The organism is Lactobacillus sp. B3795 (genome assembly GCF_026535805.1).
GTDB classification, from domain to species: Bacteria; Bacillota; Bacilli; order Lactobacillales; family Lactobacillaceae; genus Apilactobacillus; species Apilactobacillus kunkeei_C.
This window is the reverse complement of record NZ_JAFNPE010000006.1, coordinates 18,405-34,827: the sequence shown is the minus strand read 5'-3', so window position 1 is coordinate 34,827 and position 16,423 is coordinate 18,405. Positions and strand designations below refer to the sequence as shown.

Below are 16,423 nucleotides of genomic sequence, written 5' to 3'. Positions count from 1 at the left end.
TATTGTTTTAATGGCTAGTAAAACTAAACAAACACCAATGATGGAACAATATCAGAAAGTAAAAGATCAATACCCAGATGCTTTTGTTTTTTATCGTCTTGGTGACTTTTATGAAATGTTCAATGAAGACGCGGTAAAGGGTGCCCAAATTCTTGAACTAACATTAACTTCTAGAAGTAAGAATGCCGACAATCCAATTCCAATGTGTGGAGTGCCACACAAAGCGGTTGAATCATACATCGATACCTTAATCGATAAGGGGTACAAAGTCGCAATTGTAGAACAAATGGAAGACCCTAAATTGGCAAAGGGAATGGTTAAAAGAGCCGTTACCCAATTAGTTACTCCAGGTACCAGAACTACAATGGGTGCCGAAAATGCTAAGGATAATAACTACTTAACAGCAATTGAATATTCAGATGCTGGTTATGGTTTTGCATACGCTGAACTATCTACCGGTGAATTAAAGACCACTGTTTTAAGTAATATGAACAGTGTTTTAAACGAGTTGATGACTCTACAAACTAAGGAAGTAATCGTTAACCGTGAAATTCCTGAAAAAGATGTCGCACTAATTAATAAAGTTGGAATCTTAGTTTCATATCAAGATGACATTAAAGAATTAGATGATATGAGATATCTTTCAGAAGGCTTAAGACAAGACCTAGAAAAGAAGGTCGTAAATCGTCTAACTACTTACATTGTGGACACTCAAAAACGTAGCCTTTCTCACATGAAGGCAGCCGTTGCATACAAGCCAGCTGAATTTTTGAAGATGGATCATAATTCACAATACAACCTTGAATTAACCAAGAACCTTAGAACCAACAAGAAGTCAGGTAGTTTACTATGGTTATTGGATGAAACCAAGACAGCGATGGGTGGTAGAAAATTACGTGAATGGATTGACCATCCACTAATTGATAAATCATCCATCGAAAATCGTCAAAACCAAGTCGATGATTTATTAAACCATTACTATGAACGTAGTGAAATCACTGACATGTTAGTGAAGGTCTACGATTTGGAAAGACTTGCCGGTAAGGTTTCCTTTGGTTCAGTTAACGGTCGTGACTTAGTTCAATTAAAGACATCATTACAACAAATTCCAAAGATTAAATATATCTTGGATGAAATGGATACAAAATCATTTGATGAAATTAACAATGATTTAGACCCAGTTGATGAAGTGTCAGAACTGATTGAAAAGGCAATTACTGAAGAACCACCAATCTCAGTCACTGATGGTGGAGTTATTAAAGATGGCTACAACGAAATGTTGGATCAATACAGGGATGCAATGAACAACGGAAAACAATGGATTGCTGAACTAGAAAGCAAAGAACGTGAGCTTACCGGTATCAATAACCTAAAGATTGGTTACAATCACGTTTTCGGTTACTACATCGAAGTATCAAAGGCCAACCTAAGCAAGTTGCCAGAAGATAGATATGAAAGAAAGCAAACTCTTACCAATGCTGAAAGATTTTCTACTCCTGAATTAAAGGAAAAAGAAAAGTTAATCATTGAAGCACAAGAAAAATCCAAGACCTTAGAATATGAATTATTCAGTGAAGTCCGCGATGTTGTTAAGAGTGCAATTCAAAGACTACAAAAACTAGCCAATGCGGTATCCAGTTTGGATGTAATGCAAAGCTTTGCATCTATTTCAGATGAATACAGATTGGTTCGTCCAACTTTAAATGAAGAACACAAGCTAGAAATCATTGATGGTAGACATCCGGTGGTTGAAAAGGTTATGGGTCATCAATCATACGTACCAAACGATGTGATTATGGATCCAGGAACAAACGTCTTGTTAATTACAGGTCCTAATATGTCTGGTAAGAGTACCTACATGCGTCAATTGGCATTAACAGTCATCATGGCCCAAATTGGTTGTTTTGTTCCTGCTAAGTCTGCCGAAATGCCAATTTTTGACCAAATATTTACCAGAATTGGTGCTGCTGATGATTTGATTTCTGGACAAAGTACTTTCATGGTGGAAATGAAGGAATCAAACGAAGCGATTCAAAATGCTACCGATAACAGTTTGATCTTATTCGATGAAATTGGTAGAGGGACAGCCACATACGATGGAATGGCGTTAGCTCAATCAATCATTGAATATGTTCACAATCACATCCATGCTAAGACACTATTTTCTACTCACTACCATGAATTGACTGAACTAGCCGACTCATTGGATGAACTACAAAACGTTCATGTTGGTGCGGTTGAAAAAAACGGTGAACTAGTCTTTCTACACAAGGTGAAGAAGGGTGCTGCCGATAAGTCATATGGTATTCACGTTGCAAAATTAGCTGGTTTACCAAATGAATTATTATCCAGAGCAGACGTCATCTTAAGTGACTTGGAAAACAACAATGAAAAGACTAATACCGACAATGTTGTCATGGCAGAAAAATCAAGTCCAGTCGTTGAAGATGAAATTGATGAACCAGAACAACAACTTTCATTGTTTGGGGATGTCAAAGAACCCCAAAAGAAAAAACGTAAGAGTGGCGAAGATAAGATTCTAAAAGCTCTTAAGGACTTAGACTTGATGTCTAAGACACCAATGGATATTATGAATGAAGTATATAAATGGAAACGCGAAATTGATAAATAAATGAGGTGATTAATCTTGCATAAAATACATGAGTTATCAACAATTCTTGCTGATCAAATTGCAGCCGGTGAAGTTGTTGAACGACCTGCTTCGGTTGTAAAAGAATTAGTTGAAAATTCAATTGATGCGCAAAGTACGCAAATTGATATCAATATTGAAGATGCAGGATTAAAGAAAGTCGAAATTATCGATGATGGAATTGGGATTAATCACGATGATGTCGAAATCGCCTTTAAACGTCATGCAACAAGTAAGATTACTAACCAAAGAGATCTATTCAAGGTGCAATCCTTAGGTTTCCGTGGTGAAGCCTTGCCTTCAATCGCTTCAGTGTCAGATGTTCATTTGAAAACATCGACTGGGGATGAAGGAACTCAGATTCATATCAAGGGTGGCGAAATTAAAGAAATCAAACCAGCAGAAGCTAGAAGAGGAACAAGCATCTGCGTTGAGGACTTATTCTTTAATACACCTGCTAGATTGAAATACATGAAGACCATCAAGACTGAATTAGCCAAGATTTCTGATATTGTTGATCGTTTAGCAATTGGCCATCCTAATATCGCATTTTCGTTGGTTCATAACCAAAGAGAAATCTTAAAAACATCAGGTAGAGGCCAACTGCAACAGGTGATTGGTGATATTTATGGTGCCAAGAACTTAAAGCGTATTATTAAGATTAAAAATGCTGATAATGACTTTAAGATTAGTGGTTTTGTAAGTTTGTCTGAATTAACAAGAGCTTCTAGAAACTATGTCACCATCACTTTGAATGGTCGATACGTTAAAAACTATGCTTTATTCAAAGCAATCACCGATGGTTATGGTTCTAAGCTAATGGTTGGTCGTTATCCAATTGCTGTATTAAATATCGAATTGGATCCGGTTTTAACGGATGTCAATGTTCATCCAACCAAACAAACCGTTAGAATTAGCAAGGAAGATCAGTTATGTAATTTGGTCGCCAAAACAATCTATGATACGATTTATCAAGAAAATCTAATTCCAGAAGTGATGACTAGAGACCGTGCTGTTCAACCAAGATATACTACTGAACAGTTGCAAATGCAAATCAATCAATATTCTCAGACAAGGGAAGAACCAAAGAGTGAACCTTTAGTTAACGATTATGTTGAGCCCGTTTTACAACCTCAAGCAGAAGAAAAAGAAGCAACACCTAAGGAAGACATCAAGACTTCTGATATTGATGCTATTTACATCAGTAATAAGGCACAATTAAATGATGAAGATGTAAAAAGTTTTGCTCATCGCTACGAACACCCCGTAACTCCATTTGGGGAAGATGAAGTGACTGATGATGAGGTATCAAACAACGATAATCAACCACGTTTTCCTAAACTTTTGTATATTGGTCAACTTCACGGAACTTATCTAATTGCTGAATCAGACGATGGTATGTACATTGTCGACCAACATGCTGCTCAAGAAAGAATTAACTATGAACGATTGAGAACTGAGATTGGAGAGGTATCTAACGACCAACAAAGTTTGTTAGTGCCACTAGTCTTGGATTATCCTAATCGTGATGCGTTAATCATTCAAGAAAAGTTGGGGATGTTACAAGAAGTTGGCCTAAATGTTGAACCATTTGGGAAGAACAGCTTCGTAGTAAAGCAACATCCAACATGGATTGAAGAAGGTAACGAGGAAGAAACCATTCGAGAAATGATTGATTGGGTCATTAATCATAAGAATATCTCGGTAGCTTCATTTAGAGCACAGACAGCGATTATGATGAGTTGTAAGCAAGCAATTAAGGCTAACCATCACTTGGATAGAAAACAGGCGGTTCATTTACTTGATGAATTAGCGACTGTTAACAATCCGTTTAATTGCCCTCATGGCAGACCCGTTTTAGTATCTTTTTCTAATACAGATATGGAAAAGATGTTCAAACGAATTCAAGACCCACATACTAACGACAATTTTATGTAATCGAGGATAGACTATGTTTGAATATTTAAAAGGAACCATCGAAGATGTCCAACCCGGATATATCGTAGTTGATGTAAACGGAGTTGGATACTTGGTATACACATCTAATCCATATGTATACCAAGTAGATAGTAATGAAGAAGTGAAGGTATTCATTCACCAAGCCGTGACTGATTCATCACAACTACTCTATGGATTCTCCAGCCGAGAATTAAAATCAATTTTTGAAAAATTGCTAAACGTTTCAGGAATTGGTCCTAAGAGTGCATTAGCAATTATTGCTGGAAACGATCCACAATCATTACTAAGCGCAATTAATACAGAAAACGTTACTTACTTAACTAAGTTCCCAGGTGTGGGTCAAAAGACTGCTAAGCAAATCATTCTTGATTTGAAGGGCAAGCTAGATGACATTGCACCATCATTATTCGATGACTTTACTGCTGAAAATCAACCTGTATCAGATGATAAATCAGACAACCAAGCACTTGAAGATGCATTAGAAGCACTAAGTGAATTGGGATATTCAGCACGTGACATTAAGAAGGCTAGAAAGGCCTTAGAAGATATTGAAGTTACAACTACTGAAGATTACTTAAGACAAGGTTTAAGTGCTGTAACTAAATTTTAAGGAGGAGTATTAAATGGATGACAACCGCATTATCTCAGGCGATAGTGAAGGTAGAACTGAAGAAACATTTGAAAAATCACTCCGTCCACAATACTTATCAGAGTACATTGGTCAAGACGACTTAAAGAAAGAGTTGTCAGTGTACATTAAGGCTGCCAAACAACGTGAAGAAACTTTAGACCACGTTCTGTTGTACGGACCTCCAGGGTTAGGTAAGACTACCTTAGCGATGGTGATTGCAAACGAAATGGAAGCAAACATCAAAACAACCAGTGGTCCAGCAATTGAAAAGACTGGTGATTTAGCAGCACTGCTAAACGAATTACAACCTGGTGATATTTTATTTATCGATGAAATTCATCGTCTTCCAAAGACAGTCGAAGAAATGCTTTATTCAGCAATGGAAGACTTCAGTGTTGATATCGTTGTGGGTCAAGGTCCAACAGCGCATCCTGTTCATTTACCATTGCCACCATTTACTTTGATTGGTGCAACTACCAGAGCCGGATTGCTATCAGCACCATTTAGAGATCGTTTCGGAATCGTTGAACACATGAAGTACTACAATACCGAAGATTTACAAGATATAGTTTTACGTTCAGCTGACATTTTCCATACTAAGATTTACGATCAAGGTGCACATGAAATTGCTAGACGTTCAAGAGGAACACCTAGAATTGCGAACCGTTTATTAAAACGAGTTCGTGACTTTGCTCAAGTATCTAACGATGGAAACGTTGATGTCGATATCGTTGATACTTCACTTAAAATGTTGGGTGTTGATAACGAAGGATTGGATGCAACTGATATTAAGTTGTTAAAGACCATGATTGAGTTTTACAATGGTGGACCGGTTGGTGTATCGACACTTGCTGCTAATATTGGAGAAGAAGTGAATACAATTGAAGAAATGTATGAACCATATCTTCTTCAAATTGGTTACATTAAAAGAACTGCCAGGGGTAGAGTGGTAACCGATAATGGTTATCATCACCTTAATTATCCAATTAATAGAGATAATTAGGGACTGGACTATTAATGATAATTTTGATAAGATATATATTAAATTATGAGAGGTACGGTGAACTATAATGGGTAACTACAGTGGATTTATTATTTTAATCGTATTATTTGCGATTATGTATTTCTTGGTTATTAGACCACAAAAGAAACAACAACAAAAACACGCAGAAACATTAAAACAACTTCAAAAGGGTGACCACGTAACAACTATCGGTCGCTTACACGGTATCGTTGACGATATCAACGAAGAAGAAAAGACTGTTACTTTAGACTGTGACGGCATTTACTTAGTATTTGACCTAAACGCAATCGCAAAGGTAACTGATCGTGTTGCTGACGCTAAGTCAGATGACTCAGCCAAAGAAGCTAAAGAAGAAAAATAATAAGTTGAAAGAGACAGTTTTCAGCAGTGCTGAAGGTTGTCTCTTTTGTCTGTTAAGGCCTAAACAACATAAATGACCATATGATATAATTATGTTATGAATTTATAGAAGGATATTAGGAGCGATTATGAGTAAAATGTTTAATTTTTTCAAATTATCAACGCAAAGTAAGATTATCAAAGCCATTTGCGATTTTGATACAATTATTATCCATAGACACCAACGACCAGATCCAGATGCATATGGTTCTCAAATGGGTTTAGCAAACATCATCAAGGCATCTTTTCCAAAAAAGAAGGTTTATTGTGTTGGAAAGCAATATCAAAGTTTTGATTGGTTAGGAACAACCGACGAAATTGATGACGATGTATACAAGAATGCATTGGTTATTGTTGTTGATACCGCTAACCAACCTCGAGTTGATGATGATAGATATACCCATGGAAAGATGATGATTAAGATTGACCATCATCCAAATGATGACAAATTTGGGGACATTATGTGGGTAGAACCAGAAGCATCAAGTACATCTGAATTAATCTATGATTTGTTTGAATCCTCAAAGAAGTTAAAGATTAACGCAAATGCTGGTCGCTTATTATACGCTGGTATTATTGGTGACACTGGTCGTTTCAAATATCCATCTACTTCATCAAACACATTTAGGGTAGCATCAGAATTGGCTAAGTTAGACTTCTCAATTAGTGAAGTTAACACAATTGAATCATCAATTGACTTACCAATGGCTAGACTATCCGCATATGTATATGAAAATCTAAGCATTACCGATAGTGGAGCCGCTTATATCGTATTAAGCGATGAAGTTTTGGAACCATTCAATTTAGGCAATGAAAGAACTTCAGCCGTTGTGCCACTTCCTGGCAATATCAATCAAGTAACCGCTTGGGCTATCTTTATTCAAAAAGAAGATGGCACATACAAGATTAGCTTGAGATCCAAAGGACCAGCTATTAATGAATTAGCCAAAGAATTTGGCGGTGGCGGTCATGATTTGGCAAGTGGTGCCGCTGCTAAAGACGAAGATGAAATCAAGTCGGTAATTAGTAAATTAGACGAATTAGTCGCTAGTTACAAAGGAGAATAATAAATGCCAAGTACATTTAAGCAATACAATTTAAAGCCATTCATCATGGATGCTTTAGATGAATTAAACTTTAGAGAACCAACTGCTATTCAGGAAAAGATTATTCCTGAAATCCGTAAGGGTAGAAGTGTTGTTGGTCAATCAGCCACTGGTAGTGGTAAGACTCATGCGTTCTTGTTACCAATTTTTGATAACTTAGACGTTGACACTTTGGAAGTCCAAGCTGTTATCACCACACCAAGTCGTGAATTAGCTTACCAAATTTACAACAATGCTAAGCAACTAGCTAAGCATTCAGACAAGACCATTCATATCGCTAACTACGTTGGTGGTACTGATAAGGTTAGACAAATTGAAAAGCTAAAGAATGAACAACCACAAATCGTTATTGGAACTCCAGGCCGTATTTCTGATTTGATCAAGGGTCAACATCTACAAGTTCATACAGCTACTCAACTAGTAATTGATGAAGCCGATATGACACTAGACCTTGGTTTCTTAAACGATATCGACAACATCGCTGCTAGCTTTGGTAAGGATGTTCAAATGATGGTGTTCTCAGCAACCATTCCACAAAAATTAAAACCATTCTTGAAGAAGTATCTAGAAAATCCATACGTTGAAAACATTCCAAACAGAACTGTTATCAGTCCAACAATTGATAACTGGTTAATTTCAACTAAGGGTCAAAACAAGAACGACTTAATCTACAAGTTAATCACCATGGGTGAACCTTACCTTGTATTAATCTTTGCTAACACTAGAAAACGTGTCGAAGAAATTTACGAATTCTTACGTAACCAAGGATTAAAGGTGGGAATTGTTTCTGGTGATTTAACACCACGTGAACGTAAGAGAACTATGAAACAAATTCAAAATCTTGAATTCCAATACGTTGTAGCTACTGATTTAGCTGCTCGTGGAATTGATATTGAAGGTGTTTCTGATGTTATTAACGATGATATTCCAGAAGACTTGGAATACTTCATTCACCGTGTTGGAAGAACAGGTAGAAATAACATGCCTGGAACTGCGGTTACACTTTATGCACCTGATGAAGAAGATGAAATTGATGCATTAGAAAAGATGGGCATTTCATTTAAGCCAAAGGTTATTCGTGGTGGCCGTGTTGAAGACACTTATGATCGTAACCGTAGAAAGTCACACCGTCGTGGTCATGACAAACTAGAACCAACCATGATTGGTATGATTAAAAAGAAGAAGAGAAACGTTAAGCCTGGTTACAAGAACAAGATTAAACAAGAGCTTAAGCGAAACGATGAAATGAATCGTCGTATCCAACAAAGAGAAGAAGGACGTCGTAAGAGAAAGTCCAAGAAGAACAGTTCACAACGTTATAGATAACGTTTGACACCGGTTTTAATAAACCATATAATTTAGATATAAATTAGAGAACATGCTTGTATAATTTCATTTTAAGAGACATCTTGGTTGGTGAAAAAGATGATTGGGTTTATCAAGTGCTATCTCGAGTAATAATTAAATCGCTTTCTCAGCGTTATTGAGACTTAAAGAGGTATACGAAAAACATCGTTGCAAGTAAAGTGGTACCGCGCATATAGCGTCTTTACTAGCAACGGTGTTTTTGTGCTTATTGGAGGGAATTTCTATGAAAAAATTAGATAGTAGTCAAATTCGTGCTATGTATTTGGAATTTTTCAAACAACATGGTCACACAATTGAACCAAGTGCTTCATTAGTACCTAAGGATGATCCATCACTTCTATGGATTAACTCTGGTGTTGCCACAATGAAGAAATACTTTGACGGTAGTGTTGTTCCAAAGAACCACCGTTTAACTAGTTCACAAAAGAGTATTAGAACTAACGATATCGAAAATGTTGGTAAGACAGCTCGTCACCACACATTATTCGAAATGTTAGGTAACTTCTCAGTTGGAGATTACTTCAAGAAAGAAGCAATTACATGGGCTTTTGAATTACTAACTTCACCAGAATGGTTTGGTTGGGACAAAGAAAAGCTATACATGACTGTATATCCTGAAGATACTGATGCTAAGAAATTCTGGCAAGAAGCAGGGGTTTCTCCTGACCACTTAATCGACATGGATGATAACTTCTGGGATATTGGTCAAGGTCCTTCAGGTCCAGATACTGAAATCTTCTACGACCGTGGAGAAAAATACGATAATTTAGCTCCAGATGATCCAGAAAACTACCCTGGTGGGGAAAACGAAAGATATCTTGAAGTTTGGAACATTGTGTTCTCACAATTTAACCACAAACCAGATGATACTTACGAACCACTTCCAAGAAAGAACATTGATACGGGGATGGGATTAGAACGTGTTGTTTCAATTTTTGAAGACGCACCAACTAACTTTGAAACCGACTTGTTCATGCCAATCATTGAAAAGACTCAATCACTAAGTGATGGTAAGAAGTACGGTGAAAATGCTCAAGACGATATCGACTTTAAGATTATTGCTGACCACGCTCGTGCAATTACTTTCGCTATTGGTGACGGTGCTCTTCCATCAAACGTTGGTAGAGGATACGTTATCAGACGTTTAATCAGACGTGCGATTGTGTCAGGTCACCGTTTAGGCATCAAGGACGACTTCTTATACCAATTAGTTCCAGTTGTTGGTGAAATAATGAAGTCATATTACCCAGAAGTATTGGAACAAAAGGATTACCTAGAAAAGGTTATTCATTCTGAAGAAAAACGTTTTAACGAAACATTATCTGATGGTTTGCAACTTCTTGGTGAATTAATGGACAACTTGAAGAAGACTAACCAAAAGACTGTCGAAGGAAAAGATGCATTTAAGCTATACGATACTTACGGTTTCCCATTAGAAATGACTAAGGAATACCTAGAAGATGCAGGATTCTCAGTTGATGAAACTGGATTTAAGGCAGAAATGCAAAAACAAAAAGAACGTGCTAGAAATGCTCGTGGAAACGATAAGTCAATGGGTGTTCAACGTGATCTGTTAATCGACATCAAGACACCAAGCGAATACGTTGGTTACTCACAACTAGAAGTTGATGACGCCAAATTACTAGATATTATTGTTGATGAAAAACTAGTTGATCAAGTAGGTGCCGGTGAAGCTGAAGTTATCTTTGATAAGACTCCTTTCTACGCTGAAATGGGTGGGCAAGTAGCTGACCAAGGTACCATTGTTGATGAAGATGGTAACTTATGTGCAAAGGTTACTGACGTCCAACACGCACCAAATGGTCAAAACCTACACACTGTTGAAGTAATTACTAGTCTTTCAAAAGACCATCAATACAAACTAAGTGTTGATCGTAAGTTCCACGCATTGGTTGAACACAACCATACTGCAACCCACTTATTGGACCAATCATTGAGAAACGTTTTAGGTGACCATACTCAACAAGCTGGTTCATTAGTTGAACCAAACTACTTAAGATTTGACTTCACTCACTTCGGTTCAGTTACTAAGGAAGACCTAAAAAAGGTTGAAGACCTAGTTAACGAAGAAATCTTCAAAGCAGAACCAGTTACAACTGTTGAAACGGACCAAGAAACTGGTAAGAAGATGGGTGCCATCGCCTTATTCGATAGTAAGTACGGTGATAAGGTTCGAGTTGTTAGTGCCGGTGACTACTCAGTTGAATTCTGTGGTGGTAACCACGTAAGCAATACTAGCCAAATTGGATTGTTCAAGATTGTTTCTGAATCAGGTGTTGGTGCCGGTGTTAGAAGAATTGAAGCCGTAACTTCAAAGGCTGCTTTTGATTACCTTAACAATGAAGAAGCACTTCTAAAACAAGTTGCTGATCAAGTTAAGACTATCCAAGTTAAGGAAGTTCCTAACAAGGTTGCTCAATTACAAGAACAAATCAAGGACTTACAACAAAAACAAGATAAGTTAGAATCAAAGATTGCTAGCCAACAAGCTAACTCAGTTTTCGATGACGTTAAAGAAGTTAACGGAAACAAGATTATCACTGGTGTCTTAAATGTTTCAGGAATGGATCAATTAAGACAACTAGCTGATACTTGGAGAAGCAAGAACCTATCAGACGTATTAGTTCTTGGAACTCAAAGTGGTGAAAAGGCTAACCTAATTGTTGCTGTTAGTGATGAAAAGGTTAAGGATGGCATGAAGGCCGGAGACATCATTAAGTCAATTTCTAAGGAAATTAATGGTGGCGGTGGTGGCCGTCCAAACATGGCTCAAGCGGGTGGTTCAAAGCCTGAGGGATTACCTAAGGCAATGGAAGCAGCAGTGGCTTGGTTAGAAAACTTTTAAAATTAATTAATATTTAAGTTTTATTTTGTTCCAAGTAGAATTATAATAAACCTACATCATAGATTTAGAGGTGTTATAAATGAGTGCTTCAGATAAGACAATGTATTTTGATTTAAGTAATAATACTCCAAAGAATGTTCATGATACACTATTAATCGTGTTTAAGGCATTGGAGGAAAAAGGATACGATCCATACAATCAAATTGTCGGATATTTAATTTCAGGAGATCCTGCATATATTCCTCGATTTAATGATGCTCGTAATTTAATTCGTCGATACGAAAGAGACGAGATTATTGAAGAGTTGGTTCGTTTTTACTTGGACAAGAATAATGATCGTGAGGAAAATTAATATATGAGATTAATGGGGATGGATGTCGGATCTAAGACAGTTGGGATTTCTGTTAGTGATTTATTGGGATGGACAGCACAAGGTGTTGAAATCATTCCAATTAATGAAGACGAAGAACAATTTGGATTAGATCGGGTAGCCGAATTAGTCGAAAAATATGAAATTACGGGGTTTGTTCTAGGATTACCTAAGAACATGAATAATACCTCAGGACCTAGGGTTGAAGCTTCAAAACGATATGGTGAAATGTTAAAGGAAAAGTTTAACCTACCAGTAGACTTTGTTGATGAACGATTAACAACTGTTGAAGCCGAAAGAATGCTTATTGAAAAAGCGGACACTTCTAGAGAAAAACGAAAAAAAGTTATCGATAAAATTGCCTCTGAATTGATTTTACAGACCTATTTAGATGGTAAAGGTAAACTAACAAGATAAAGAAAAGAGGGGTTAGCAATGGACAACAACAACGAAGAAGAACAACAACAAATTTCATTAGTTGACGAAAAGGGAAACGAAGAACTATACGATGTTTTATTCACTTTCGAATCTGATGATTTTGGTAAATCATACATCTTACTTTACCCAGCCGGTAAAGCAGATGATGAAGAAGTTAACATTGAAGCATATGCCTTACCAGAAGGCGATGATCCAATGGACCCACAAGGTGGAGATTTACAATTAATCGAAACTGATGAAGAATGGGAAATGGTTGAATCAGTGCTAAACACTTTATTAGATACCGATGACGGTGACGATGAAGAAGAATAAACAATAACTAAAAAGATGCCGCAACGGCGTCTTTTTTTGTGTTCTTTACTGGTTATAGTCTGCCTTTTCATGCTAAAATAGTGATGAAGTTAATGGAGGTTTATCGAAAATGAACGACACGAATCAACGCTTTAAAGCTAGTATTGGAAAAAAGAACTACACATTTGTAGGAAAGAGTTCCGCAGACCACATGAAGACAGTGACTGAATTAATGAATCGTCAATTGGTTCAATTAAAAGAAATGTCACCAGATATTAATGACGAAGATGCTGCTATTTTATTGGCGTTCAACGCATTTTCAGAACAAATTAAGTTACAAGAAAAATTAAATGAATTAACCGAAAATAACGAAGAAGAAGGAAACATGAACTAATGCTTTTTAATATTATTATCTTTCTACTACTTATCTATGGCGCATATGATGGATATCACCGTGGATTAGCACAAGAAATATTACGTGTTGTTGGTTTTTTGTTTAGCCTATTTGTTTCGCTATACTTTGCTAGAGATTTGAGCCAAGCTATCTTTGCAAACAGTAGTTTGATTAATGATCAAATCCTATGTAACAGTATCAGCTTCTTCATTATTTTCTTAATTTCTGGGATTTTTGTGCGTATTATTATCTCAATCGTAGATAAGATTACACATATCCCAGTCATTCACCAACTTAATGCATTAGGTGGAACCGTTATTGGATTGATAATTGCTTACGTATCAATTCTATTTATTTTAAATGTGATTTCTGTTCTACCAAGTAATCAAATAACTAAACAATATCATCAGTCATCAGTTGCTGAGTTTATTGTTCATAAAACACCAATTATTTCACACGATTTATATGAAAAATGGCTAAGATAAGGTGATTAAATAAATGAATGAAAAAGTTCTATCAACTTTAGAATATGAAAAAGTTAAGAGCTCAATCGAGCAATACTTAACGACTCGAAACGGGAAAAAGGAACTAGCTGCACTATCACCGGTAGATAATCCTAACACTATTAATATGTGGCTTGATGAAACTGATGATGGGGCGCATATTTTACGTTTAGATAAAGAAATTTCTATTCCCAAGCTTGATGATGTCACTCCATACATGAAGCGTTTAAAGATCGACGCCTCATTAAATGGTAGTGAATTATCAAAGATAAATAAGATTTTAAAGACATCTAACTATCTAGTTAGATTTTTTAATAACCTAAGAGACGATGAAGTATCATTGAATCGTTTGTATAAACTAATCAATGAAATTCAGGCAGTCCCAAACATTTCACAACGACTATCTGATTCAATTGACGACGATGGAAGATTATTGAATACTGCCTCAAAGGAATTGAATGCAATCAGACGTCGAATGGATGTTATTAAGGGTGAAGTGCGTTCAATTATGAACCAATTCACTCAAAAACACAGTAAAGATTTAACTGAACCAATCGTCACAATTAGAGAAGACAGAATGGTGTTACCAGTTAAAGCTGAAAACAAAAATAAGTTTGGTGGAATTGTGCACGATCGCAGTTCCTCTGGCCAAACATTGTATATTGAACCAGCGTCAACAGTTGGTTTGAATACAGAACTTCGTCAAAAACAAATTGAAGAACGTCATGAAGAAAGACGTATCTTAATCGAATTATCTGATTTGATTCGTCCTTACCAAAGTGAAATTATCAATAACTCTAAGATATTAGGACACTTGGATTTGATTAATGCCAAGGCCAAATACGCGAGAGATTTAAAAGCAACCAGACCAGTTGTATCAAACGAAAATCATGTTAACTTAAAGCAAGCTAGACATCCTTTAATTGATATGAATAAGGTTGTTGCTAATGATTTATACATTGGTAAAGATAACAAGGCAATCATTATTACCGGTCCTAATACCGGTGGTAAGACCATCACTATCAAGACATTAGGACTACTTCAATTGATGGCTCAATCTGGCTTATTCGTGACAGCCAACGAAGGTTCATCCGTTGCTGTATTTGATAATGTCTTCGCTGATATTGGTGACGAACAATCAATCGAACAAAACTTAAGTACATTCTCATCACATATGGATAATATCGTTGATATTTTAAATGGAATTACTAAGAAGAGTTTGGTAATCCTTGATGAATTGGGTGCCGGAACCGATCCTAAGGAAGGTTCTGCTTTAGCCATCGCCATTCTCGATAAGATTGCCGAAAAGGATTGTGATGTTGTTGCTACAACCCACTATCCCGAATTAAAGGTATATGCTTACAACCGTCCACAAACGATTAACGCATCTATGGAATTCGATAGTGAAACCCTTCAACCAACTTATCATTTAATGATGGGTGTTCCTGGTCAAAGTAATGGTTTGAATATTGCATCTAGACTTGGTTTGGATGAATCAATCATTACAGAAGCTAGATCATTGGTTGACCAAGACAGCCAAGATTTAAACACAATGATTGTTGAATTAACTGAACAAACTAAACGTGCTCGAGTTGAAGCCGATGAACTAAAGGTTCAATTGGATGATGCTACAAAGTTACATGAAGATTTAAGTGAAGAATACGCTAAGTACAAGAACCAAAAGGATCGATTGGTGACTGCTGCTAAGCAACAAGCAAATGAAATTGCTGAAGCTGCTAAGAAGAAGGCGGACGCAATTATCAAGGATCTTCATGAAAAGCAACGTAAAGTTGGCCAAGTTACCATCAAGGAAAATGAATTAATTGATGCTCAAGGTCAATTGAACTCACTACGTCATGACGTTAACCTGGTTAATAATCGTGTATTAAAGAAGGCGAAAGCTAAACACGATTTCCATAAGGGTGACGACGTTATGGTTAAGTCATATGGACAACGTGGTGTGTTGGTTAAGAAGTTAGATGATAATGAATGGGAAGTTCAATTAGGAATTCTTAAGATGAGAATTGCCGAAGGTGACCTTGAAAAAATCAAAGTTGATAATGATGAACAAAGATTTAATACCAAGGTTAAGAGAACTGCTTCAAAACGTGTGTCTGCTAAACTAGATTTACGTGGCCACCGCTATGAAGAAGCAATGCATGAAGTTGATCAATACTTGGATTCTGCCGTGCTTGCGGGATATCCTTCCGTCACAATTATTCACGGAAAGGGGACCGGATCACTTAGACAAGGTGTTACAGATATGCTTTCCAGTGATAGACGAGTTGACTCCTTTAATTATTCACCAGCAAATGCTGGAGGAGACGGTTCCACAGTGGTAAAATTGAGGTAGAAAATTAAATCGTATAAGACTTATTCTTTGCATTTAATTACTAAACAGTCTAAACTTACTTTCAGTAAGAA

The 16,423-nt window shown here is 36.6% G+C and carries 14 protein-coding genes; all 14 read left to right on the top strand.

The genetic code is table 11. From position 1 onward, the window contains the following. The first annotated feature begins 10 nt into the window (after positions 1 to 10). The 14 genes from mutS to J3U50_RS03395 all read left to right on the top strand — a co-directional run bounded on the left by mutS (position 11) and on the right by J3U50_RS03395 (position 16,352). On the top strand, positions 11 to 2,632 hold the full coding sequence (mutS, locus tag J3U50_RS03460; RefSeq protein ID WP_301945565.1) for a DNA mismatch repair protein MutS: 2,622 nt from the start codon (positions 11 to 13) through the stop codon (positions 2,630 to 2,632). 15 nt (positions 2,633 to 2,647) lie between these two features. Further along, on the top strand, positions 2,648 to 4,588 hold the full coding sequence (mutL, locus tag J3U50_RS03455; RefSeq protein ID WP_301945564.1) for a DNA mismatch repair endonuclease MutL: 1,941 nt from the start codon (positions 2,648 to 2,650) through the stop codon (positions 4,586 to 4,588). Between the two features lie 13 nt (positions 4,589 to 4,601). Next, positions 4,602 to 5,219 carry a Holliday junction branch migration protein RuvA gene (ruvA, locus tag J3U50_RS03450; protein WP_054608063.1) on the top strand — a complete coding sequence of 206 codons (618 nt, stop codon included), beginning with the start codon at positions 4,602 to 4,604 and terminating at the stop codon, positions 5,217 to 5,219. 13 nt (positions 5,220 to 5,232) lie between these two features. Further along, the gene (gene ruvB, locus J3U50_RS03445) at positions 5,233 to 6,243 is read left to right on the top strand and encodes a Holliday junction branch migration DNA helicase RuvB (RefSeq protein ID WP_053791659.1); all 1,011 of its coding nucleotides are present in this window, start codon (positions 5,233 to 5,235) and stop codon (positions 6,241 to 6,243) included. Between the two features lie 67 nt (positions 6,244 to 6,310). Beyond that, on the top strand, positions 6,311 to 6,625 hold the full coding sequence (gene yajC, locus J3U50_RS03440) for a preprotein translocase subunit YajC (protein ID WP_080695532.1): 315 nt from the start codon (positions 6,311 to 6,313) through the stop codon (positions 6,623 to 6,625). 136 nt (positions 6,626 to 6,761) lie between these two features. Next, entirely contained in the window at positions 6,762 to 7,730 is a 969-nt protein-coding gene (locus J3U50_RS03435; protein WP_301945563.1) for a bifunctional oligoribonuclease/PAP phosphatase NrnA, read from the top strand. Between the two features lie 3 nt (positions 7,731 to 7,733). Further along, positions 7,734 to 9,095, top strand: coding sequence for a DEAD/DEAH box helicase (locus J3U50_RS03430; protein WP_053791660.1), 1,362 nt, complete (start codon positions 7,734 to 7,736; stop codon positions 9,093 to 9,095). A gap of 265 nt (positions 9,096 to 9,360) precedes the next feature. Next, positions 9,361 to 12,003, top strand: a complete 2,643-nt coding sequence (alaS, locus tag J3U50_RS03425; protein WP_301945562.1) for an alanine--tRNA ligase — start codon at positions 9,361 to 9,363, stop codon at positions 12,001 to 12,003. 79 nt (positions 12,004 to 12,082) lie between these two features. Then, positions 12,083 to 12,355, top strand: a complete 273-nt coding sequence (locus J3U50_RS03420; protein WP_034532160.1) for an IreB family regulatory phosphoprotein — start codon at positions 12,083 to 12,085, stop codon at positions 12,353 to 12,355. Between the two features lie 3 nt (positions 12,356 to 12,358). Beyond that, positions 12,359 to 12,790, top strand: a complete 432-nt coding sequence (gene ruvX / locus J3U50_RS03415; protein WP_034532162.1) for a Holliday junction resolvase RuvX — start codon at positions 12,359 to 12,361, stop codon at positions 12,788 to 12,790. An 18-nt stretch (positions 12,791 to 12,808) separates the two neighbouring features. Then, complete coding sequence (locus J3U50_RS03410) at positions 12,809 to 13,123, top strand: DUF1292 domain-containing protein (protein ID WP_034532164.1); 315 nt, start codon at positions 12,809 to 12,811, stop codon at positions 13,121 to 13,123. A 109-nt stretch (positions 13,124 to 13,232) separates the two neighbouring features. After that, a complete protein-coding gene (zapA, locus tag J3U50_RS03405; protein WP_034532166.1) occupies positions 13,233 to 13,496 on the top strand; it encodes a cell division protein ZapA in 264 nt (87 codons plus the stop codon). Next, positions 13,496 to 13,981 carry a CvpA family protein gene (locus J3U50_RS03400; protein WP_034534301.1) on the top strand — a complete coding sequence of 162 codons (486 nt, stop codon included), beginning with the start codon at positions 13,496 to 13,498 and terminating at the stop codon, positions 13,979 to 13,981. The genes zapA and J3U50_RS03400 overlap by 1 nt, the downstream gene beginning before the upstream one ends. 13 nt (positions 13,982 to 13,994) lie before the next feature. Continuing rightward, on the top strand, positions 13,995 to 16,352 hold the full coding sequence (locus J3U50_RS03395; protein ID WP_301945561.1) for an endonuclease MutS2: 2,358 nt from the start codon (positions 13,995 to 13,997) through the stop codon (positions 16,350 to 16,352). Positions 16,353 to 16,423: the final 71 nt, after the last annotated feature.